The organism is Massilia timonae (assembly GCF_001866515.1).
In the GTDB taxonomy this organism is placed as follows: Bacteria; Pseudomonadota; Gammaproteobacteria; order Burkholderiales; family Burkholderiaceae_D; genus Telluria; species Telluria timonae.
This window is the reverse complement of record NZ_JRYB01000001.1, coordinates 3,194,221-3,213,689: the sequence shown is the minus strand read 5'-3', so window position 1 is coordinate 3,213,689 and position 19,469 is coordinate 3,194,221. Positions and strand designations below refer to the sequence as shown.

21 protein-coding genes are annotated in these 19,469 nt (G+C 65.8%); 10 read left to right on the top strand and 11 right to left on the bottom strand.

The window, feature by feature from the left end:
* The first annotated feature begins 24 nt into the window (after positions 1–24).
* Genes LO55_RS13845 through LO55_RS13820 form a run of 6 tightly spaced genes read left to right on the top strand, consistent with a single transcriptional unit; the run spans position 25 to position 7,100 of the window.
* Positions 25–1,584 (top strand): AMP-binding protein, encoded by a 1,560-nt coding sequence (locus LO55_RS13845; RefSeq protein WP_071361892.1) that lies wholly within the window; start codon positions 25–27, stop codon positions 1,582–1,584.
* Entirely contained in the window at positions 1,581–3,047 is a 1,467-nt protein-coding gene (locus LO55_RS13840) for a UbiD family decarboxylase (RefSeq protein ID WP_071361891.1), read from the top strand. Before LO55_RS13845 ends, LO55_RS13840 begins: the two co-directional genes overlap by 4 nt.
* A complete protein-coding gene (locus LO55_RS13835) occupies positions 3,044–3,673 on the top strand; it encodes a UbiX family flavin prenyltransferase (protein WP_071361890.1) in 630 nt (209 codons plus the stop codon). Before LO55_RS13840 ends, LO55_RS13835 begins: the two co-directional genes overlap by 4 nt.
* 15 nt (positions 3,674–3,688) lie before the next feature.
* Entirely contained in the window at positions 3,689–4,495 is an 807-nt protein-coding gene (locus LO55_RS13830; protein ID WP_071361889.1) for an enoyl-CoA hydratase/isomerase family protein, read from the top strand.
* 14 nt (positions 4,496–4,509) lie between these two features.
* The gene (locus LO55_RS13825) at positions 4,510–5,961 is read left to right on the top strand and encodes an aldehyde dehydrogenase family protein (protein WP_071361888.1); all 1,452 of its coding nucleotides are present in this window, start codon (positions 4,510–4,512) and stop codon (positions 5,959–5,961) included.
* A 38-nt stretch (positions 5,962–5,999) separates the two neighbouring features.
* A complete protein-coding gene (locus tag LO55_RS13820; RefSeq protein WP_071361887.1) occupies positions 6,000–7,100 on the top strand; it encodes a porin in 1,101 nt (366 codons plus the stop codon).
* Between the two features lie 12 nt (positions 7,101–7,112).
* Here LO55_RS13820 and LO55_RS13815 read toward each other — a convergent pair whose 3' ends face one another.
* Positions 7,113–8,048 (bottom strand): LysR family transcriptional regulator, encoded by a 936-nt coding sequence (locus tag LO55_RS13815; protein WP_005666179.1) that lies wholly within the window; start codon positions 8,046–8,048, stop codon positions 7,113–7,115.
* Between the two features lie 147 nt (positions 8,049–8,195).
* On the opposite strand from LO55_RS13815, the gene LO55_RS13810 reads away from it, so the two are divergent.
* Positions 8,196–8,660 (top strand): DUF421 domain-containing protein, encoded by a 465-nt coding sequence (locus LO55_RS13810; protein ID WP_005666178.1) that lies wholly within the window; start codon positions 8,196–8,198, stop codon positions 8,658–8,660.
* Between the two features lie 166 nt (positions 8,661–8,826).
* The gene (locus tag LO55_RS13805) at positions 8,827–9,429 is read left to right on the top strand and encodes a CHRD domain-containing protein (RefSeq protein WP_071361886.1); all 603 of its coding nucleotides are present in this window, start codon (positions 8,827–8,829) and stop codon (positions 9,427–9,429) included.
* Here the strand turns inward: LO55_RS13805 and gluQRS are convergent.
* The 5 genes from gluQRS to LO55_RS13780 form a co-directional block, all read right to left on the bottom strand.
* Positions 9,401–10,336 (bottom strand): tRNA glutamyl-Q(34) synthetase GluQRS, encoded by a 936-nt coding sequence (gene gluQRS, locus LO55_RS13800; protein WP_071361885.1) that lies wholly within the window; start codon positions 10,334–10,336, stop codon positions 9,401–9,403. The two genes, LO55_RS13805 and gluQRS, sit on opposite strands and share 29 nt — an antisense overlap.
* Positions 10,337–10,340: 4 nt before the next feature.
* Positions 10,341–10,832 carry a nuclear transport factor 2 family protein gene (locus LO55_RS13795; RefSeq protein ID WP_083415322.1) on the bottom strand — a complete coding sequence of 164 codons (492 nt, stop codon included), beginning with the start codon at positions 10,830–10,832 and terminating at the stop codon, positions 10,341–10,343.
* A 76-nt stretch (positions 10,833–10,908) separates the two neighbouring features.
* Positions 10,909–11,316, bottom strand: coding sequence for a nucleoside diphosphate kinase regulator (gene rnk / locus LO55_RS13790; protein WP_005666172.1), 408 nt, complete (start codon positions 11,314–11,316; stop codon positions 10,909–10,911).
* Between the two features lie 333 nt (positions 11,317–11,649).
* The gene (locus LO55_RS13785) at positions 11,650–12,324 is read right to left on the bottom strand and encodes a thiol:disulfide interchange protein DsbA/DsbL (RefSeq protein ID WP_005666171.1); all 675 of its coding nucleotides are present in this window, start codon (positions 12,322–12,324) and stop codon (positions 11,650–11,652) included.
* Between the two features lie 65 nt (positions 12,325–12,389).
* Complete coding sequence (locus tag LO55_RS13780; RefSeq protein WP_005666169.1) at positions 12,390–13,022, bottom strand: MSMEG_1061 family FMN-dependent PPOX-type flavoprotein; 633 nt, start codon at positions 13,020–13,022, stop codon at positions 12,390–12,392.
* Positions 13,023–13,127: 105 nt separating this feature from the next.
* Here LO55_RS13780 and LO55_RS13775 point away from each other — a divergent pair, with 105 nt between their 5' ends.
* Both LO55_RS13775 and LO55_RS13770 read left to right on the top strand, forming a co-directional pair.
* Positions 13,128–13,934, top strand: coding sequence for an AraC family transcriptional regulator (locus tag LO55_RS13775; protein ID WP_005666168.1), 807 nt, complete (start codon positions 13,128–13,130; stop codon positions 13,932–13,934).
* A gap of 313 nt (positions 13,935–14,247) precedes the next feature.
* A complete protein-coding gene (locus LO55_RS13770) occupies positions 14,248–14,598 on the top strand; it encodes a hypothetical protein (protein WP_005666167.1) in 351 nt (116 codons plus the stop codon).
* Between the two features lie 76 nt (positions 14,599–14,674).
* On the opposite strand, the gene gltA is transcribed toward LO55_RS13770, so the two are convergent.
* The 5 genes from gltA to sdhD all read right to left on the bottom strand — a co-directional run bounded on the left by gltA (position 14,675) and on the right by sdhD (position 19,466).
* Positions 14,675–15,976, bottom strand: coding sequence for a citrate synthase (gltA, locus tag LO55_RS13765; protein ID WP_071361884.1), 1,302 nt, complete (start codon positions 15,974–15,976; stop codon positions 14,675–14,677).
* A gap of 95 nt (positions 15,977–16,071) precedes the next feature.
* Complete coding sequence (locus LO55_RS13760; RefSeq protein WP_071361883.1) at positions 16,072–16,350, bottom strand: FAD assembly factor SdhE; 279 nt, start codon at positions 16,348–16,350, stop codon at positions 16,072–16,074.
* Between the two features lie 204 nt (positions 16,351–16,554).
* Positions 16,555–17,265 (bottom strand): succinate dehydrogenase iron-sulfur subunit, encoded by a 711-nt coding sequence (locus LO55_RS13755; protein WP_071361882.1) that lies wholly within the window; start codon positions 17,263–17,265, stop codon positions 16,555–16,557.
* A gap of 51 nt (positions 17,266–17,316) precedes the next feature.
* Entirely contained in the window at positions 17,317–19,095 is a 1,779-nt protein-coding gene (gene sdhA / locus LO55_RS13750; RefSeq protein ID WP_071361881.1) for a succinate dehydrogenase flavoprotein subunit, read from the bottom strand.
* A gap of 2 nt (positions 19,096–19,097) precedes the next feature.
* The gene (gene sdhD / locus LO55_RS13745) at positions 19,098–19,466 is read right to left on the bottom strand and encodes a succinate dehydrogenase, hydrophobic membrane anchor protein (protein WP_005666160.1); all 369 of its coding nucleotides are present in this window, start codon (positions 19,464–19,466) and stop codon (positions 19,098–19,100) included.
* Positions 19,467–19,469: the final 3 nt, after the last annotated feature.

Below are 19,469 nucleotides of genomic sequence, written 5' to 3'. Positions count from 1 at the left end.
CACAACAACGACAAGGAGAACATCGTGCTCGATCTTGGACGCACATTCCTGCAAAGCGTCGAACGCAGCCCCCATGCGCTGGCGGTCGTCGACGGCGCGCAGCGTCTCACCTATGCCGAATGGCATGAACGCATACAGCGCGTCGCCAATGGCTTGTCGGCGCTCGGCCTGCGCCGCGGCGACCACCTGCTGCTGGTGCTGCAGAACCGCATCGAGATGGCGACGCTGCACTGGGCCTGCCAGTTCCTGGGCGTGATCGCCACGCCGCTCAACTGGCGCGCCAAGCCCGACGAGGTCGAGTACTGCGCCGTCGACTCGGGTGCGAAGGCGGTCGCGTTCGAACCCGTCAGCGCGCCGGCGGTGGCGGACAGCCTGTCGGCCAGCGCACTGCCGCGCATCGCCGTCGGCGGCGCCGAAGGCGGCACGCTGGCCTTCGACGACCTGCTGGCCGAGGCGCCCGCCGCGCCGATCCTGCAGGCCGGCAGCGACGACATATCGCTGATGCTGTACACCTCGGGCACGACCGGCAAGCCCAAGGGCGTGCCGCGCCGTCACCGCGCCGAACGCGCCGCCGCGCTCGGCCATGTGGCGCAGAACATGTACCGGCGCGGCGAGTGCACGCTCGGCGTCATGCCGCTCTATCACACGATGGGCGTGCGTTCGCTGCTGGCGATGGCGCTGGTCGACGGGCGCTTCGTGTGCGTTCCCAAATTCGACTGCGCCGCCGCGTTCCGTTCGATCGAGCAGGAACGCGTCAGCAACCTGTACCTGGTGCCGACGCTGTACCACGACATGCTGGCCTGGCGCGAGAAGCATGGCGCGGACATCTCGTCGGTGACCAAGCTGGGCTTCGCCGGCGCGCCGATGCCGGACGGGCTGCTCAAGCGCCTGACCGAGACCTTCCGGCCCGAGCTGTTCGTCAACCACTACGGCTCGTCCGAGGTCTACACCTTCGCGATCGACCAGGACGCCACCCGCAAGGCCGGCAGCGCCGGGCGCGCCGGCATCAACACGCGCCTGCGCGTGGTGCCGCTCAGCGCCGAGGGGCCGGACCGCCTGGCGGCGCCCGGCGAAGAGGGCCAGATCATCTGCGACCTGCAGGGCGACGAATCCTTCGACGGCTACTGGAACCGGCCCGACGCCGACGCCAAGTCGATCCGCGCGGGCTGGTACTTCACCGGCGACACCGGCTACCTCGACGCCGACGGCGACCTGTTCGTCACCGGCCGCATGGACGACATGATCATCAGCGGCGGCGAGAACATCTCGCCGGTCGATATCGAATCGGTGCTGTCGCTGCATCCGGCGGTCGACGAAGTCGCCGTGGCGGGCCTGCGCGACGAGCGCTGGGGCCAGAAGGTGGTGGCCTTCGTCAAGGCCCACGGTGAAGTCAGCGCCGACGCATTGAACGAGTACTGCCGCAATTCCGACCTGCTCAACTTCAAGCGCCCGCGTGAATACGTGTTCGTGCGCGACATCCCAAAATCACCGGTCGGCAAGATCCTGCGCCGCAAGCTGGTCGCCGGCGAATACGAATCGATGGCGGCGCCGGGCGCCAACGAACATGGAGACACCAAACAATGAACAACGCCGAGCTTCCGAACCACAAGGCGCGCGACCTGCGCCATTGGCTGGCCCACCTCGAAGCGACCGGCCGCCTGGCCGTGATCCGCGAAGGCGTGCCGCTCAAGCACACGCTGGCGGCGATCGCCAAGCGCCTCGACGGCAAGCAGGCTGCCTTCTTCCCGCGTCCCGACGGCCATGACATCCCCGTCGTCTCCGGGTTCGTGGCGCGCCGCGCCTGGATCGCCGAGGCCATGGGTGTCGAACAGGCCGGCCTGCTCGGCGCGTTCCGCCGCGCGGTCGACCATCCGCTGCCGTGGCGCGAGGTCGACGCCGCCGATGCTCCCTGCCAGCAGGTGGTGCACGACTTCGGCGCGACGGCCGGCGACCTGCATGCCCTATTGCCGATCCCGACCCACAGCGAACATGACAACGGCCCCTACATCACCGCCGGCCTGGTCATCGCCCGTAACCCCGTCACCGGCGTGCAGAACGTCTCGATCAACCGCATCCAGGTGCACGGCCCCGACCGCATGGCAATCCTGATGCTGCCGCGCCACCTGCTGGCGTTCTACAAGGCGGCCGAGGAACAGGGCCAGGCGCTGGACGTGGCGGTGGTCATCGGCGCCGATCCGCTCACCCTGCTCGCCTCGCAGGCCATCACGCCGATCGATTTCGACGAACTGGAGATCGCCGGCGCCCTGCACGGCGCGCCGCTGCCGGTCGTCAAGTGCCGCAGCAGCGAGATCCGCGTCCCGGCCAATGCCGAAATCGTCATCGAGGGCAAGCTGCTGCCGAAGGTGCGCGAGCCCGAAGGCCCGTTCGGCGAATTCCCCAAGTACTACAGCGCGCGCGAGAACCGCGAAGTGATCGCGGTCGACACGGTGACCCATCGCCGCCAGCCGATCTTCCATACCATCGTGCCGGCCGAGATGGAACACCTGCTGCTCGGCTCCATCCCGCGCGAGGCGACCATGCTGGCGCACCTGCAACGCAGCTTCCCGAACGTGCTGGACGTGCACCTGTCGGTCGGCGGCGTCGGCCGCTATCACCTGTTCGTCAAGTTCCGCAAGCAGCGCGAGGGCGAGCCGCGCAACGTGATCCTCGGCGCCTTCGGCGCCCATTACGACATCAAGCAGGTCACGATCGTCGACGAGGATGTCGACGTGCACGACCCGCAGCAGGTCGAATGGGCGGTGGCCACGCGCTTCCAGGCCGACCGCGACCTGATCGTCATCGCCGGCGCCCAGGGCTCAGCGCTGGATCCCTCGACCACGGTCGGCCAGATGCAGGACGGCGAAGCCGCGCCGCCGCACCTGCAGGGAATCAGCGCCAAGATGGGACTGGACGCGACCAAGCCGGTGGCCTATCACGGCCACGTCTTCACCAAGGTGAGCATTCCCGGCGAGCGCGACATCGATCTCGACCGGGAAATCGTGCGCGGCACCACGATCGACTGGAACGACGCGGCGGTGCGCGCATGAACCGACCACGCCTGATCGTCGCGATCACCGGCGCCAGCGGCGCGGTGTACGGCGTGCGCCTGCTGCAGCATCTGCGCGCGTCCGGCGTCGCCGAGACCCACCTGGTGATGTCGGCATCCGGCGTGATGACCGCGCAGCAGGAACTCGACCTGCGCCGCGCCGATATCGAGGCGCTGGCCGACGTGGTGCACAACGTGAAGGACATCGGCGCCACCATCGCCAGCGGCTCGTTCTGCTCGGCCGGCATGGTGGTGGCGCCGTGCTCGATGAAGACGCTGGCCGGCATCGCCCACGGCCTGGCCGACAACCTGGTCACGCGCGCCGCCGACGTGGTGCTGAAGGAGCGCCGCAAGCTGGTGCTGGTGGCGCGCGAGACGCCGCTCAACCTCGCGCACCTGCGCAACATGACGGCCGTGACCGAAATGGGCGGCATCGTGTTCCCGCCGGCGCCGGCCTTCTATACCCGGCCAGCCTCGCTCGACGAGCTGGTCGACCACACCGTCGGGCGCCTGCTCGACCTGTTCGACCTGCCCCACCAGGGCCTCGTGAAGCGCTGGGAAGGCATGGGCAGGGCCGGCGCCGGGGCGCCGCACGAACCGACCAATCTAGACCATACAAACCGATAACACCAGGAGAACCGCATGAACCAACTGAACCACCCCGCCCACAGCCTGCTGGCCAATCTCGAAGGCTTCCGGGTCGAGATCGACGCCGGGCGCGAGCGCGCCGACATCGTCCTGTCGAACGGCCCGTTCAACATCATCTCGATGACCCAGCGCGAGCAGCTGCGCCTGGTGTTCGAGTCGCTCGACGCCGACGAGCGCGTGCGCGTGATCGTGCTGCGCGCCGACGGCCAGCACTTCTCGAGCGGCGGCGACATCCGCGGCTTCCTGGAGGCCAGCCCCGAGCATGTGTCGAAGCTGGCCTGGAACGTCGCCGCCCCGACCCGCTGCAGCAAGCCGGTGATCGCCGCCAACCGCGGCTTCTGCTTCGGCGTCGGCTTCGAGATCTCGCTGGCCTGCGACTTCCGCCTGGTCACCGACACCACCTTCTACGCGCTGCCGGAACAGAAGCTGGGCCAGATTCCGGGCTCGGGCGGTTCGGCGCGCCTGCAGAAGATGGTCGGCATCACCCGCACCAAGGACATCGTGATGCGCTCGCGCCGCATCCCGGGCCAGCAGGCCTACGACTGGGGCGTGGCCACCGAATGCGTGTCGGACGCCGAGCTGGAAGCGGCAACCGACCGCCTGGTCGACGAACTGCGCGCGTTCTCGCCGATCGCCCAGCGCACCGCCAAGAAGCTGCTGAACGACACCGAGGATTCGCCGCTGTCGATCGCCATCGAGCTGGAAGGCCACTGCTACAGCCGCCTGCGTTCGTCGAACGACTTCCGCGAGGGCGTCGAGGCGTTCCACGCCAAGCGCCCTCCGGTGTTCGACGGCTCCTGAGGGAGAGCGCCGACATGAGCGATCTGCACGCACAGAACTATATCGATGGGCAGTGGCGGAAGGCGGCTTCGGGCGCCACCGGCGCCAGCCACGATCCGGCCAGCGGCGCCGCCATCGGCCGCTTCGCCGCCAGCGCCGGGGAGGATGCCCGGGGCGCCATCGCCAGCGCGCGCCGGGCCTTCGACGAGTCGCACTGGGCCCACGATGCGCGCCGGCGCCAGATGGTGTTGCTGCAATGGGCCGACCGCCTGGAGCGCAACACCGGGCTGGCCTCCCTGCTCACCCGGGAAAACGGCAAGGTGCTGCCCCAGGCGCACGGCGAGATGGCGGCGGCCATCTCGGAGATCCGTTACTACGCGGGCCTCGCGCGCCACATTCCCGGCCATTTCATGGAAGTCGAGCCGGGCGCCTATTCGGCGACGCTGCGCGAAGCGGCCGGCGTGGCGGGCTTGATCATCCCGTGGAACGCGCCGGTCGTGCTGCTGATCCGCTCGCTGGCGCCGGCGCTGGCGGCCGGCTGCACGGTCGTGGTCAAGCCCGCGCACCAGAGCGCGCAGATCAGCGCCGCCGTGCTGCGCGAACTGGCCGCCGTCGAGACCCTGCCGCGCGGCGTGCTGAACCTGGTGCTGGAACAGGGCAGCGAGGCCGCCCAGGAACTGACCACCTCAGCCGACGTCGACGTGCTGAGCTTCACCGGCTCGAACCTGACCGGCCAGCGCATCATGGCCGCGGCCGCGCCGACCATGAAGAAGCTGTCGCTGGAACTCGGCGGCAAGTCGAGCTGCCTGGTGTTCCCCGACGCCGACGTCGCCGCGGTCGCGCGGCGCCTGGCCACGGCGGCGACCATCATCTCGGGCCAGCAGTGCACCGCGGCCCGCCGCGTGCTGGTGCACGCGGCCTGCTACGACGCCATGAAGGAAGCGCTCAAGGGCGCGCTGGCGGCAATCGTGGTCGCGCCGGGAACCACCCCGGGCGCCGGCATGGGACCGCTGATCGACGCCGACGCGCATCGGCGCGTGTCGGCCGACGTGGCGCGCGCGCTCGACCTGTGCGACGAGGTCGTGCTGCGCGGCGGCCGGCCCGACGGCGCGCCGCCGGGCGGGCATTTCATGACGCCGACGCTGGTGGCGCATGCCGACGCCTCGGCCTTCTTCACGCAGGAAGAGATCTTCGGCCCGTTCGTGGTGCTGGAACGCTTCGAGGACGAACGGCAGGCGGTGGCGCGCGCCAACGACACCGTGTTCGGCCTGTCGGCCAGCGTCTGGACCGCCGACGGCGACCGGGGAATGCGCCTGGCCCGCGCGCTGCGCAACGGCACGGTCTGGATCAACGACCACAACCGCCTGTTCGCGGAAGCCGAAACCGGAGGATACCGGCGCAGCGGCATCGGCCGCCTGCATGGCTATGAAGGATTGGCGGACTTCCTGGAGACCAAGCACATCTTCCGCGACGCGGGCCTGCTCTGATCAGCGCCCGGTAAAAAACTACAACGACTGGAGACACCATGAACCACCTCACCAGAGGCGCGCTCGCGCTCGCCTGCTGCATTGCCACGTCCAGCGCCGCGTCCAGCGCCAGCGCGCAAACCTCGGTCCAGATCTACGGCATCGTCGACAGCGGCGTGGTCCACACCACCAATGCCGACGCCGAGGGCGACTCGATCACCAAGGTGCCGTCGCTGACCGGCTCCTTCCCGTCGCGCATCGGCTTTCGCGGCGCCGAGGACCTGGGCGGGGCCCTAGAGGCGTTCTTCGTGCTGGAAAGCGGCATCGCCATGGACAGCGGCGCGCTCGGCCAGGGCAACCGCCTGTTCGGCCGCGCCGCCCATGTCGGCCTGAAAGGCGACTGGGGCACGCTGACGGTCGGGCGCCAGGTGAACATGACGTATATCGCGACCATCAAGACCGACGTGATGGGGCCGAACCTGTTCGCGATCAGCAGCATCGACGGCTACCTGCCGAACGCGCGCTCGGACAATGCGATCGGCTACATGGGCAACTTTGGCAGCCTCGTGGTGGGCGCCACCTGGAGTGTCGGACGCGACGCCTCCAGCGCCGGCGGGCCGGCCGCCACGAACTGCGCCGGTGAAGTGGCGGGCGACGCGAAGGCCTGCCGCCAGTACACGGCCCTGGTGGGCTGGGAAACCAAGCGATGGGGCGTGATCGGCTCGTACGACAAACTGCATGGCAACGACGGCGCCGCCTTCGGCTTGACCAGCAGCGCGCATACCGATGTGCGCACCACCCTGAACGGTTACCTGATGCTGGGACCGACCCGCCTCGGCGCCGGCGTCATCCACCGCGACACCGAGGCCGCGACCGGCCAGGCGCAGTCGAACCTGTGGTACGTCGGCGCAAGCCACCCCATGGGACCGTTCACGCTCGACGCCCAGTGGGCCAGGCGCGACCTCAAGGATTCGCCGTCCGACGTGACGATGCTGGTGGCGCGGCTGACCTATTCCTTGTCCAAGCGCAGCCACGTCTACGCCGCGGCAGGCCGCATGGACAACGACGGCGCCTCGGCGGTCCCCCTGGATGCGGGCGGCACGGTAGGCGTCGGCATGGCGCAGAACGGCGTCATGATGGGCCTGCGTCACCACTTCTGAGCAAGGCGTCGGCTAGTCCGCGGCTTCGGGCGTCTCGGTGGCGGCGCCCGGGGCGCGCAGGCGCAGGTTCGCCGCCAGCATCGAAATGAACAGTTTCGTGGCCGGACTGAGCGGCCGCCGTGGATTCGACACGCTCACCACGCGCCGCACCAGGCGCGGCGACACGATGCCGTGGGCGCGCAGGCTGCCGTCATACAGTTGCCGGTGCACCGCCACGCGCGGCACGATGGTCGCCATCCGGGTTTGCTCCACCAGCTTGATCGTCGCGACCAGCGAATCGATCTCGAACTTGGGCGCCAGCTCGATGTTCTCGCTCTCGAAAAAGCTGTCGATATTCGCCCGCAGGCCGTGGCCGCGGGTGGGCAGCACCAGGTCGAGCCCGATCCCCGCCATCTGGCGCAGCGTCATGCTGGGCGCGAGGCTGCCTTCGAATCTGTGGCCGACGATCAGCACCATTTCTTCATCGATGATGTGTTCGACGTCGAGCGCCAGCGGACGACGCGGCTTGTTGACGATCGCGGCATCGAGGCGTCCTTCCGCGACCCGGTCCGCCAGCACGCTGGTGTAGCCGTCGCTGACCGACACGTCGACCCCGGGATACTGGCGTGAAAACGCGCCGAGCGTCTCGACCAGCACGCCTTGCGTGATGGAGGCGATCAGGCCGATATTGACGTGCCCGCGGATCTCTCCTTCGCTGCTCAGCATCTGCGCCTCGGCATTCGAGAAGTCGCGCATGATCGGCAGGAACAGGCGGTACATCTGGCGCGCCGCGTCGGTGGGCACCATGCCATGCTTGGTGCGCTCGAACAGCTTCTGGCCGAGATGCTCTTCGAGCCGGCCGATCTGCATGCTCAACGCCGGCTGAACGATGTGAAGACGGTGCGCCGCGCGGGTGACCGTGCCTTCCTCGTACAGGGAAATGAAATAATGAATCTGACGGAAGTCCATGGGCGAAACAGTGCGCGCCGGAGCTGACTGAAAGGAACATCATACCTTAGCAAGAACCGCTGGCCGGAGAGACGCGCACGCTTGACCAGAAAATTGTTAGCAAAGTGCTTACAATTGACTGAACAGACTCATGCTTGCGGAGGCCATATGTTCGAGCTCGATCTTGATTGGTGGGAACTAGTCGCGCGCGGCGCGATCGTCTACTGCGCGCTGCTCCTGATGATGCGCCTGTCCGGCCGGCGCACGGTCGGCCAATTCACGCCCTTCGACCTGCTGGTCGTGATGCTGCTGTCCGAGGCAGTCTCGAACTCGCTGACGGGCGGCGACGATTCGCTGTTCGGCGGCCTGATCATCGCAGCCACGCTGGTGGCCCTGACCGTGCTGTTCGCCTTCCTCACCTCGCGCAGCAAGAAGATCGAACGGCTGATCGAAGGCAGCCCGGTGCTGATCGGACGCGATGGGGTATTCTTCGAGAACGTGATGAAAGGCTGCCGCTTGTCGCAAAGCGATATCGAGGAAGCTTTGCGCGAGGCCGATTGCCCGCGGCCCGAGATGAAATGCGCCTTCCTCGAAGCCGACGGCCGGATCAGCATCATGCGCAATCCCCAGTGAACGGGCGGCGATTTGCCGCGCCGCTCTTGTCTCAACTGCCGAGATTTCTCAGCAGCCTTTGACCACCCGTACGGTGTGGGCGGGCTACTCTTCCTGTGCTAATTTTTTGGGCACCGCCGCCAATCCGGCGGCGCGATTGGTTTCTTTCCTGATCAGGAGGTCTACCATGAAACGAGCCCTCACCGTATTCGCGCTGGCCGCGTCGACCCTGGTCGCCGCCACCAGCCAGGCCGCGCCGGTCTACTACCGCGCGGTTGCCAGCGGCCCCGCCGAAGACATTCCCAACGGTTCGCCCGGGTCGAGCGTCGCGGCCTTCGAGATCGACGACCTCACCCTGCGCGCCGAGGTGCCGTTCCGCGACCTGTCCAGCCCGACCATCAGCGCCCACATCCATTGCTGCACGGTGGACGCCTTCCGCGGGGTGGCGCCAGTCGCCATTCCCTTCGCTGACTTCCCGCTGCAGGTCACGGCCGGCGTCTACACGGCCACCTTCGACCTGGGCGACCCGGCGGTCTACAACCCCGACTTCCTGGCCGAAAACGGCGGCACGCCGCAGCTGGCCAGCGGCGCGCTCATCAATGCGTTCAACGGCAACCAGGCCTACATCAACATCCACAGCACCGCTTATCCAGCTGGCGAAATCCGAGGCTTCGCGGTCGCGGCCCCGATTCCGGAACCGGCCACCTGGGCGATGATGGGGCTGGGACTGGGCATGCTGGCGCTGCTGGCGCAGCGCCGTTTTACTCCGCGGCCGCGTCTCGCGAAATAGTTGCCGCGGCTGCGCGGCGCGCCAGCAGGCGGCCCCAGGCGGGAATCGCCACCTGCCAGAAGGCCTGGCGCGAGCGCGGGGGCGCCAGCGCGAAGTCGAGCTCCAGGTCGAGGAAACGCGCCGCCTGCACCAGTGCGGCGACGGCGGCGGGTTCGTCCCCCGCCGTCACCGCCAGCGCACCAGTTTGCTTAGACAATTTCTCGCCGTTTTCGTTGCGCACCACCGGCACATGCAGGTAGCGTGGCGTCGGCACGCCCAGCAGGCGCTGCAGGTAGATCTGGCGCGGCGTGGAATCGAGCAGGTCGGCGCCGCGCACGACGTCGGTCACGCCCTGCTCGGCATCGTCCACCACCACCGCCAGCTGATAGGCCCAGAAGCCGTCGGCGCGTTTTAGCAGGAAGTCGCCCGAGTCGTGCGCCAGGTGCTGGGTGACCTGGCCCGCGAAACGGTCGATGAAGGTGATTTCGTCCGCGCCGGCCTCGGGCACGCGCACGCGCAGGCTGCGCATGGTGCGGCCCGGCCCGAGGCCGTGGCGGCAGGTGCCGGCATAGATCGCCGCGCCGTCGGGCGCGAAGCCCAGGCGCGAATCGGCGATCTCGCGCCGGTTGCAGCCGCAGGGATAGGTGTCTTGCGCGATGCGGTCCGCCGCCGCCTGGTACAGGTCCTTGCGCCGGCTCTGCCAGACGATCTCGCCGTCGGCATGCATGCCCAGCGCATCGAGCAGCGCCAGGATGCCCTCGGCCGCGCCAGGCACGCTGCGGCCTTCGTCGATGTCTTCGATGCGCACCAGCCAGGCGCCCTGGTGCCAGCGCGCGTCGAGGTAGCTGGCCAGCGCCGCCACCAGCGAGCCGGCGTGCAGCGGGCCGGAGGGCGATGGGGCGAAGCGGCCGATATACGGTTGGCTCACTGGCTTATTTCTTGGCTTTCTTTTCGTGCTCGGCGATGATGCCGGTGACCTGGTCGATCACTTCGTTCGGCACCGCCAGCGAGAGCTGGTAATGGACGATCTCGAACCCGTTCGCCGTCTTGCGGATTACGCCGCTGGCCATCGCATGGCCCATGTTCTTGGTGTCGAGCAATTCGTCGAACCAGATCAGCGACTTGTCGGCGGAAGCGTAGACGTTACGGCGGGTCGCCTTGAAAGTCCAGGCCGATTTGGCGTCGAAATACTTCTTCGACCAGGCCTTGAATTCGTCGCGCGTCCACAGCTCGCTGCGGTCGGTGCCGATGTAGACACCGTCCTTGGCGATCTTGTCGAAATAGGCCATCCGCGTATTGGCCGCGTCGTCGTGCCATCCGTCGACGAAGGCGTTGACCTGCTTCGTCAGTTCGGCATCGGTGGCGGCGTTGGCAGCGCCAATCAAGCCCAGGCACAGGAAGCAGGCGGTCAGGAAGCGTTTCACGGAATGTCCCTTCGTTGGAGTTGTTGAGCGCGGTTATTGTACACATGGAAATGTATCGAACCACGCTTCCACCCTGCTATCGGTGCAGCTCCCCTGCCCGTTCCGGCTGGTAGTCGATGTCGAGCACGGTGGCTTCGAAGGTGCCGCCGCCCGGGCGTTGCCAGGTGATGCTGGCGCCGACGCGCAGGCCCAGCAAGGCGGTGCCGACCGGCGTCAACACGGAGAGCTGCTCGCCGCTGTCCTTCATGTCCTTGGGGTAGCTCAGGGTCATGGTCACGTCTTCGTCCGAGCCCGCGAAGCGGAAGCGCACGCGCGAATTCATGGTGACGACGTCGGGCGGCATGTCCCATGGTTCGACCATTTCAGCACGCTCGAGTTCGCTCAACAGGGCGTCGCGCGCATTCGCTTGCGCGGCGGGAAGGCGGTCGAGGATGCGTTCGAGACGCTCGAGGTCGAGCCAGGATACGACGATGGATGGTTTCATGTGTACTCCACAAAATGACCGGATAAGGTCGAGATTGATGACGGCGCAGCATGGTCGATGCGGCGCTTCAGTGCATGGAGGCGGCCCGGGAGGATGGGCAGGCGCTGGCCTGCCATGTTTCCTCACCGAGCCCGGGAAAGCCGGGCGAGGTCGAGGCTGGAAAGGTGCGCCGCTCGGCGCGATGCCGCGCACGTGCACACGCCACCTGCGCTCAGGAGCGATGCGGCGGCAAATTGTGACAGGCGTGCTTGGTTCATGGCGGGCGGCGAAGGCGATTAACGCAGTATAGCCCGCTTTGTCGTCCAGTCAACCGGCGGCTGGACGATCGCTTGATTACTTGGTGGCAGCGGCCTTGCTCACGAGGGCGTCGAGCACCTGGCCGGTGGCCGTCATCAGCTGGCCCACGTCCTGGATCTTGTTGGCCTGGCGCACCGCATCCGGCGACACGACGTACCTGCCATCGATGACCACCGTCGGCGTGCCGCTCACCTTGTAGGCATTGGCGATCTGCGACAGGCGCTTGAGCCTGGTCTGCACGCCGAACGAATTCCAGGCTTCCATGAATTTCGCCTTGTCCAGGCCGTTCGCTGCGGCCCAGGCGATGATGTCGTCGTCCTTCATCAGGCGCTTGCGCTCGACGTGCACGGCGCGAAACACGCGGTGATGGTATTCGTCGAGCTTGCCCATCGCTTCCAGCGTCAGGAACAGGCGCGCTTCCGGGTCGAGCGGGCCCTGGAACGGTAGCGGAATGCGGCGCATGACGATATTGTCGCCCTGCTTCTTCGCCCAGTTGACGAGGGTCGGCTCGAATGCGTTGCAGGCGCCGCAGTGGTAGGCGAAGAACTCGATCACCTCGACCTTCTTGCCGACGGCCTGGGTTGCCTGCGGCGCGGCCAGGGTGGTGAATTCGGCGCCGTTGCGCGGCTCGAGCGGCGACGCGTTGGCGACGCCAGCCGCCAGTGCGGCCGCAGTCAGGACAAAATGCGGGGCAAAACGCATGAGACGCATATCTTTCCTTCGGCAAATATGTAGACGAAGGCGAGATTACCACTTTTTCAAGTGTCGACGGCCGCCTAATACAGGTCGTGACGCACTGCGTGCGCATAGTGCGTGTCGAGCTGGGCGCCTTCTTCCTGCGAGATGCCGGTGAGCCGGGCCAGGACCTGGCCGGGCGTGGGCACCGCGCCGCGCTCCAGCCGGCTTTCCGGCTCCCACAGCCTCGCCCGATTGCCCGCCTTCCCGCAATGGAACAGCACTTCGTTCAGGCGCACCACGGTCGCGCTTTTCGGCATCTTGCCGTTCTCGCTCAGGGTCGCCAGCAAGTCGGGCCAGGCGCTGACACGCGCGATGCCGTTGATGCGCAAGAACACGTCCAGGCCAGGGAACAGAAACAGCATGCCGATGCGTTCGTCCTGCGCCAGGTTGCGCATCGACTCGATGCGATTATTGCCGGGCCAGTCGGCGAAGGCGACGGTGTGCGGATCGAGCACGCGCACGAAACCGGGCGGACCGCCACGCGGTGAGGCGTCGAGACCGTTGCCGCTGGCCGTCGCCAGGCAAAAGAAGGTGGCGACCTGCAGGTACTGCTCGTGCACGTCGACCAGGCGGTCGAGCACGGCCTTCTGGATCCGCTCGGCGGGCGCCGCGTACAGGGCGTCGAGATCGACGCCGCCCGGAACGGCCGGGAATGCCTCCATCGTGGACATGGGTTTGTTCCTTGTAGTCATGATGGAAGCAGGGTAGCATCGGGATCGATGGCGGCTGTACAGCAACCACGCCATCGAATAACGAAATGGCGCCACAATCTCAGCATGAGTAACTTCGTCGTCGACCATGGATTGGTCAACTGGGCCGATGGGCCGTCCGTCATCGTCGCCGCCGGGCGCGACGACAGCATGCGCCAATCGGAACCGCACTCCCACGCGCGCGGCCAACTGTTCGCCTCGATGCGCGGCCTGCTGACGATCGGCGTGGCCGACGCCGTCTGGGTAGTGCCGTCGGTGCACGCCGTCTGGCTGCCTCCGCACCACGTGCATTCGGCGCGCTCGCACGGCCCCTTCGAGGGCTGGGGCGCTTACGTGGCCGAGAGTTCATGCGCCGACCTGCCCTCGTCCGCCTGCACCATCCGCATTTCGAACCTGCTGCGTGAAGCCGTGATGCGCGCCGCCAGTTGGCCGCTGGAGCGCCACCGGGCGCTGACGCCGGCGCAGGAGCGCATCGCCGGCGTCATCATGGACGAGATCCGCGACCTGCCGCCGGAACCGCTTGGCTTGCCGATGCCGCAGGATGCGCGCCTGCAGCGCATCGCCAGCGCACTGGTCGACGATCCGGCATCGAAGCGCGATCTCGATGCCTGGGCGACCTGGGGGGCGCTCAGCAGCCGTACGCTGAGCCGGCGTTTCGTCATGGAGACGGGTTTTACGTTCACTGCCTGGCGCCAGCGCGCACGGCTGATGCGCGCGCTCGAGATGCTGGCGGCAGGCGAGCCGGTGGGAACGGTCGCGCTCGACCTGGGCTATTCCACGGCCAGCGCTTTCATTGCCGTGTTCCGGGAAGCGTTCGGGTGTACGCCAAGCGTTTACCAGCGTCGCTTGCTGGCATGGGACGTTGTGAATTAACTGTTTAGCCGCAAGACCTCACCAGCACAGTTGTTCCATGCTTCCTGTCGTCAAAGTAACCTTTCAAATGAGGGGGCTTATGCTTCATGTGAACAGGGACGGCTACATTGTCAATGCGCGTGTCCGGTGGCAGCGCCTCTGATCGAACGCGGAGTTCTGCAATACCGACGACTGAGATATTCCGACACCCGGTCGTCTCCCGCAAAAACCCGACTGAAGCGAGAAGCGCGTTATGGTAATTGCTCCATTGCTCCTTGCCCTCGCAGCAGGCGCGCCCCCGGCTACGGTCGATGGTGTAGGGACTGAACCAAATATGGGCAACACGCATCTCTCCCCGATCAGCACGATCACGATCCGAAACAGTGGCACGACATCCCCCGCATCAGGCGAACCGGCGGACCAGTGCGCCGATTTCAAGCTCAGTTATCATGAAATCCGTGCCTACATCGATAAAGCGTCCCACGTCACCGAACACGATTACCTGCACATGCTCGACTGGTCCCCCTGCCATGCGAGCGGCGAGATAACCTTCAATAATGGCCTCACGGGTACCTGGGCAATCCAGCGGTATCGCGCCGGTTCGCTCAAGCTGAGCGACGGCCGGACGCTCTACCTGTATTGTCCTCGATGCCAGGCGAAAGCCTTCCCGATGACGGACGAATGATCGGCCACTGCCTGCTGGTGCGACGGGCACAAAAAAAGCGGACCGAAGCCCGCTTTTCCAGTGACAGCGCGTCGAATCAACGCTTGTCGATCGCTGGCACGTCGCGCACCGGCGAACCGACGAACAGCTGACGTGGACGGCCGATCTTCTGTTCCGGATCGGCGATCATTTCGTTCCACTGGGCGATCCAGCCGATGGTGCGGGCCATGGCGAAGATGCCGGTGAACATCGAGGTCGGGATGCCCAGGGCCGATTGCACGATGCCCGAGTAGAAGTCGACGTTCGGGTACAGCTTGCGCGACACGAAGTACTCGTCGTTCAGGGCGATCTTTTCCAGTTCCATCGCCAGCTTGAACAGCGGATCGTCCTGCAGGCCCAGCTCGTTCAGCACTTCGTGGCAGGTTTCGCGCATCAGCTTGGCGCGCGGGTCGAAGTTCTTGTACACGCGGTGACCGAAGCCCATCAGCTTCACGCCCGAGTTCTTGTCCTTGACCTTCTCGATGAAGGCCGGGATGTTCTCGACCGAGCCGATCTCTTTCAGCATGTTCAGTGCGGCTTCGTTCGCGCCGCCGTGCGCCGGGCCCCACAGGCAGGCGATGCCGGCTGCGATACAGGCGAACGGGTTGGCGCCCGACGAACCGGCCAGACGGACGGTCGAGGTCGATGCGTTCTGCTCGTGGTCCGCGTGCAGGATCAGGATGCGGTCCAGGGCGCGCACCAGCACGTCGTTGACCTTGTACTCTTCGCACGGGTTGGCGAACATCATGTACATGAAGTTGGCGCTGTACGACAGGTCGTTGCGCGGGTACATGAACGGCTGGCCGATCGAGTATTTATAGGCCATGGCTGCCAGCGTCGGCAGCTTGGCGATCAGGCGGATCGCCGAGATCTCGCGCTGCTTGGCGTCGTTGATGTCCAGCGAGTCGTGATAGAACGACGCCAGCGCGCCGACGGTGCCGACCAGCACCGACATCGGGTGCGCGTCGCGACGGAAGCCACGGAAGAAGAAGTTCATCTGCTCGTGGATCATCGTGTGCTTGGTCACGGTGTCGCTGAACTCTTCTTTCTGCTTGGCGTTCGGCAGCTCGCCGTTCAGCAGCAGGTAGCAGGTCTCCAGGAAGTCGCAGTTGACGGCCAGTTGCTCGATCGGGTAGCCGCGGTACAGCAGTTCGCCCTTGTCACCGTCGATGTAGGTGATGCTCGAATTGCACGAAGCGGTCGACATGAAGCCAGGGTCGTAGGTGAACTTGCCGGTCTGGCCGTACAGCTTGCGGATGTCGATGACGTCCGGGCCGATGGTGCCCTTGTAGATCGGCATGTCGACCGACGGGCTGCCGTCCGAGAACGACAGGGTGGCTTTGGTATCAGAGATGTTCATGGCACTTCCTTCTTGTGGGAGTGGGTCTACAAAATAAAACGAAACCGGAGGGCGCCGCGACCAGCCCGCGAGGCAGACCGGATGCCCAATTTCGCTTACGCTTGCCGCAACCGCGCCAACAGGGCACGCACATGCGGCAGGTCGACTTCGCCGGAAGGCTCGGAGCGTCCCAGCAGCAGGTCCATCAACGGGTTGTCCGCCAGATCGAGCAGGCGGGTCAGCGCATCGACCTCTTCGTCGGTCATTTCTTCTTCGTGCGCATCGAGGAAGCGCGTGAGAATCAGATCGTTCTCGAGCAATCCCCGGCGTGCGCGCCAACGCAGGCGGGCACGGTTGGCGGGATCGGATTGATGCGCGTTTGCACTAGGTTTCACACTAGAGTCCGTTGTTGGTTCGACATCATACTCCGGCTGCCGCGTTTCGGCAGTACGGTACTTTTACTGTATTGCTTCGGCACATTTAAGCCCAAAGCGGGTGATGCACACGTGCGTCGAACGCGTGCGAGCTCGACGCACGTCTGCATACCGGACTGAATGCATGCGACGCCTTATGACGGCGCCGCATGCGTTACGCGACCATCAAATGGCGCGACGAACCAGCAGTTCCTTGATCTTGCCGATCGCCTTGTTCGGATTCAGGCCCTTCGGGCACACGTCCGTGCAGTTCATGATCGAGTGGCAGCGGAACAGGCGGTACGGGTCTTCCAGGTTGTCCAGGCGGTCGTTGGTCGCTTCGTCGCGCGAGTCGGCGATGAAGCGGTAGGCCTGCAGCAGGCCGGCCGGGCCGACGAACTTGTCCGGGTTCCACCAGAACGACGGGCACGAGGTCGAGCAGCAGGCGCACAGGATGCATTCGTACAGGCCGTCGAGCTCTTCGCGCTCTTCCGGCGACTGCAGGCGCTCTTTCTCTGGCTTGATCGAGTCGTTGATCAGGTACGGCTTGACCGAGTGGTACTGCTTGAAGAAGTTGGTCATGTCGACGATCAGGTCGCGCACCACCGGCAGGCCCGGCAGAGGACGCAGCACGATCGGCTCGGTCAGCTCGTTCAGGTTGGTGGTGCAGGCCAGGCCGTTCTTGCCGTTGATGTTCATCGCGTCCGAACCGCACACGCCTTCGCGGCAGGAGCGGCGCAGGGCCAGCGAATCGTCGACGTCCGACTTGATGCGCTGCAGGACGTCCAGCAGCATCTTGTCGGTGTCTTTCAGCTCGACGGTCACGTCTTGCATGTATGGCTTCGAATCCTTGTCCGGATCGTAGCGGTAGATTTTCAGTTGGACGGTGCGTGCCATTTGATTACCTGTTGTATCGGGCCGGTGCGCGATGCCCCGGCCCAGTCAATATTAGAAAGTACGGGCCTTCGGCTTGAAGGTGTCGACGGTCAGCGGTTTCTGCACCACCGGCTTGTACTCGAGGCGGTTGCCTTCCGAGAAGAACAGGGTGTGCTTCATCCAGTTCGCGTCGTCGCGGTTCGGGTAGTCGCTGTGGGCGTGGGCGCCGCGCGATTCCGGACGAGCCGCTGCCGACACGATGGTCGCCTTGGCGGTCTCGATCAGGTTGTCGAGTTCCAGCGCTTCCACGCGGGCGGTGTTGAACACCTTCGACTTGTCCTGGAACGACACGTGCTTGCGGCGCTCGTCGAGCTTCATGATTTCCTTCACGCCCGTATCCAGCAATTCCTGGGTACGGAACACGCCGCAGTATTTCTGCATCGTGGCGCGGATGTCGTTGGCGACGTGCTGCACCTTCTCGCCACCGGTCGAGGTCTCGAGCTTGTTCAGGCGCGCCAGCGCGAAGTCGGCGGCGTCGCTTGGGAGCGGCTTGTTCGACTTCTGCTTCAGGTTCGAGGCCACCACGTGGTTGCCAGCCGCGCGGCCGAAGACCACCAGGTCGAGCAGCGAGTTGGTGCCCAGGCGGTTCGCGCCGTGGACCGAGACGCAGGCGCATTCGCCGATCGCGTACAGGCCATTGACGATCTTCTGGCCGCCAGTGCCGTCAGGCGCGACGACTTGACCGTGGATATTGGTGGGGATGCCGCCCATCTGGTAGTGGATGGTCGGGACGACGGGAATCGGTTCCTTGGTCGCGTCGACGTTGGCGAACTTGTGGCCGATTTCCAGGATCGAAGGCAGGCGCTTCTCGATGGTGTCCTTGCCGATGTGGCGCAGGTCGAGCAGCACGTGGTCCTTGTTCGGACCGCAGCCGCGGCCTTCCTTGATCTCCTGGTCCATCGAACGCGACACGAAGTCGCGCGGCGCCAGGTCCTTCAGGGTCGGCGCGTAGCGCTCCATGAAGCGTTCGCCGTTCGAGTTGATCAGGATACCGCCCTCGCCGCGCACGCCTTCGGTGATCAGGACGCCGGCGCCCGAGACACCGGTTGGGTGGAACTGCCAGAACTCCATGTCTTGCAGCGGCAGGCCGGCGCGCGCCGCCATGCCCATGCCGTCGCCGGTGTTGATGAAGGCGTTGGTCGAGGCGGCGAAGATGCGGCCTGCGCCGCCGGTGGCGAAGATGGTGGTCTTCGCTTCCAGGATCATTACGTCGCCGGTTTCCATTTCCAGGGCCATCACGCCGACCACGTCGCCTTCGGCGTCGCGGATCAGGTCGAGGGCCATCCACTCGACGAAGAAGTGGGTGCGGGCGCGGACATTACGCTGGTACAGGGTGTGCAGCAGCGCGTGGCCGGTACGGTCGGCCGCGGCGCAGGCGCGCTGGACCGGCTTCTCGCCGAAGTTCGCGGTGTGGCCGCCGAACGGACGCTGGTAGATGGTGCCGTCGGGGTTGCGGTCGAACGGCATGCCGAAGTGTTCGAGCTCGTACACGACCTTCGGGGCTTCGCGGCACATGAATTCGATCGCATCCTGGTCGCCCAGGTAGTCGCCACCCTTGACGGTGTCGAACATGTGCCAGTACCAGTCGTCCTCGCTCATATTGCCCAGCGAGGCGCCGATGCCGCCCTGCGCCGCGACGGTGTGCGAGCGGGTCGGGAAGACTTTCGACAGGACTGCGACGTTCAGGCCGGCTTCGGCCAGTTGCAGCGAGGCGCGCATGCCGGAACCACCGGCGCCAACGATGACCGCGTCAAAACGACGGGTAGGAATTGCAGTTTTGATTGCTGCCACGATTACACACTCCAGAGAATTTGCACGGTATAGGCGACGCAGCCCACCAGCCAGAAGATGGTGATGAATTGCAGCGTCAGGCGCAGGCCGACGTTCTTGACGTAGTCCATCCAGATATCGCGGATGCCGACCCAGGCGTGGTAGTACAGGCCCAGGAAGGTGACCATCGACAGCAGCTTGAACCACTGTTTCGCGAACAGGCCGGCCCAACCTTCATACGTGAAATTCTGGCCGGACAGGAACATGGCCAGCAGGACGACGGTGTAGACCGCCATGAGGATCGCGGTGACGCGCTGGGCCAGCCAGTCGCGGAAGCCATAATGGGCGCCGACGACGAGGCGGCGCTGGCCGATATTATTCTTGCTTGCCATGGT

Coding starts and splice junctions, on each gene's coding strand:
- LO55_RS13825 (WP_071361888.1), top strand. CDS start 4,510: ATGAGCGATCTGCACGCACAGAACTATATCGATGGGCAGTGGCGGAAG.
- LO55_RS13835 (WP_071361890.1), top strand. CDS start 3,044: ATGAACCGACCACGCCTGATCGTCGCGATCACCGGCGCCAGCGGCGCG.
- sdhD (WP_005666160.1), bottom strand. CDS start 19,466: ATGGCAAGCAAGAATAATATCGGCCAGCGCCGCCTCGTCGTCGGCGCC.
- LO55_RS13815 (WP_005666179.1), bottom strand. CDS start 8,048: ATGGACTTCCGTCAGATTCATTATTTCATTTCCCTGTACGAGGAAGGC.
- LO55_RS13775 (WP_005666168.1), top strand. CDS start 13,128: ATGAGTAACTTCGTCGTCGACCATGGATTGGTCAACTGGGCCGATGGG.
- LO55_RS13830 (WP_071361889.1), top strand. CDS start 3,689: ATGAACCAACTGAACCACCCCGCCCACAGCCTGCTGGCCAATCTCGAA.
- LO55_RS13810 (WP_005666178.1), top strand. CDS start 8,196: ATGTTCGAGCTCGATCTTGATTGGTGGGAACTAGTCGCGCGCGGCGCG.
- LO55_RS13820 (WP_071361887.1), top strand. CDS start 6,000: ATGAACCACCTCACCAGAGGCGCGCTCGCGCTCGCCTGCTGCATTGCC.
- LO55_RS13770 (WP_005666167.1), top strand. CDS start 14,248: ATGGGCAACACGCATCTCTCCCCGATCAGCACGATCACGATCCGAAAC.
- LO55_RS13755 (WP_071361882.1), bottom strand. CDS start 17,265: ATGGCACGCACCGTCCAACTGAAAATCTACCGCTACGATCCGGACAAG.
- gltA (WP_071361884.1), bottom strand. CDS start 15,976: ATGAACATCTCTGATACCAAAGCCACCCTGTCGTTCTCGGACGGCAGC.
- LO55_RS13840 (WP_071361891.1), top strand. CDS start 1,581: ATGAACAACGCCGAGCTTCCGAACCACAAGGCGCGCGACCTGCGCCAT.
- rnk (WP_005666172.1), bottom strand. CDS start 11,316: ATGAAACCATCCATCGTCGTATCCTGGCTCGACCTCGAGCGTCTCGAA.
- LO55_RS13805 (WP_071361886.1), top strand. CDS start 8,827: ATGAAACGAGCCCTCACCGTATTCGCGCTGGCCGCGTCGACCCTGGTC.
- LO55_RS13785 (WP_005666171.1), bottom strand. CDS start 12,324: ATGCGTCTCATGCGTTTTGCCCCGCATTTTGTCCTGACTGCGGCCGCA.
- LO55_RS13780 (WP_005666169.1), bottom strand. CDS start 13,022: ATGTCCACGATGGAGGCATTCCCGGCCGTTCCGGGCGGCGTCGATCTC.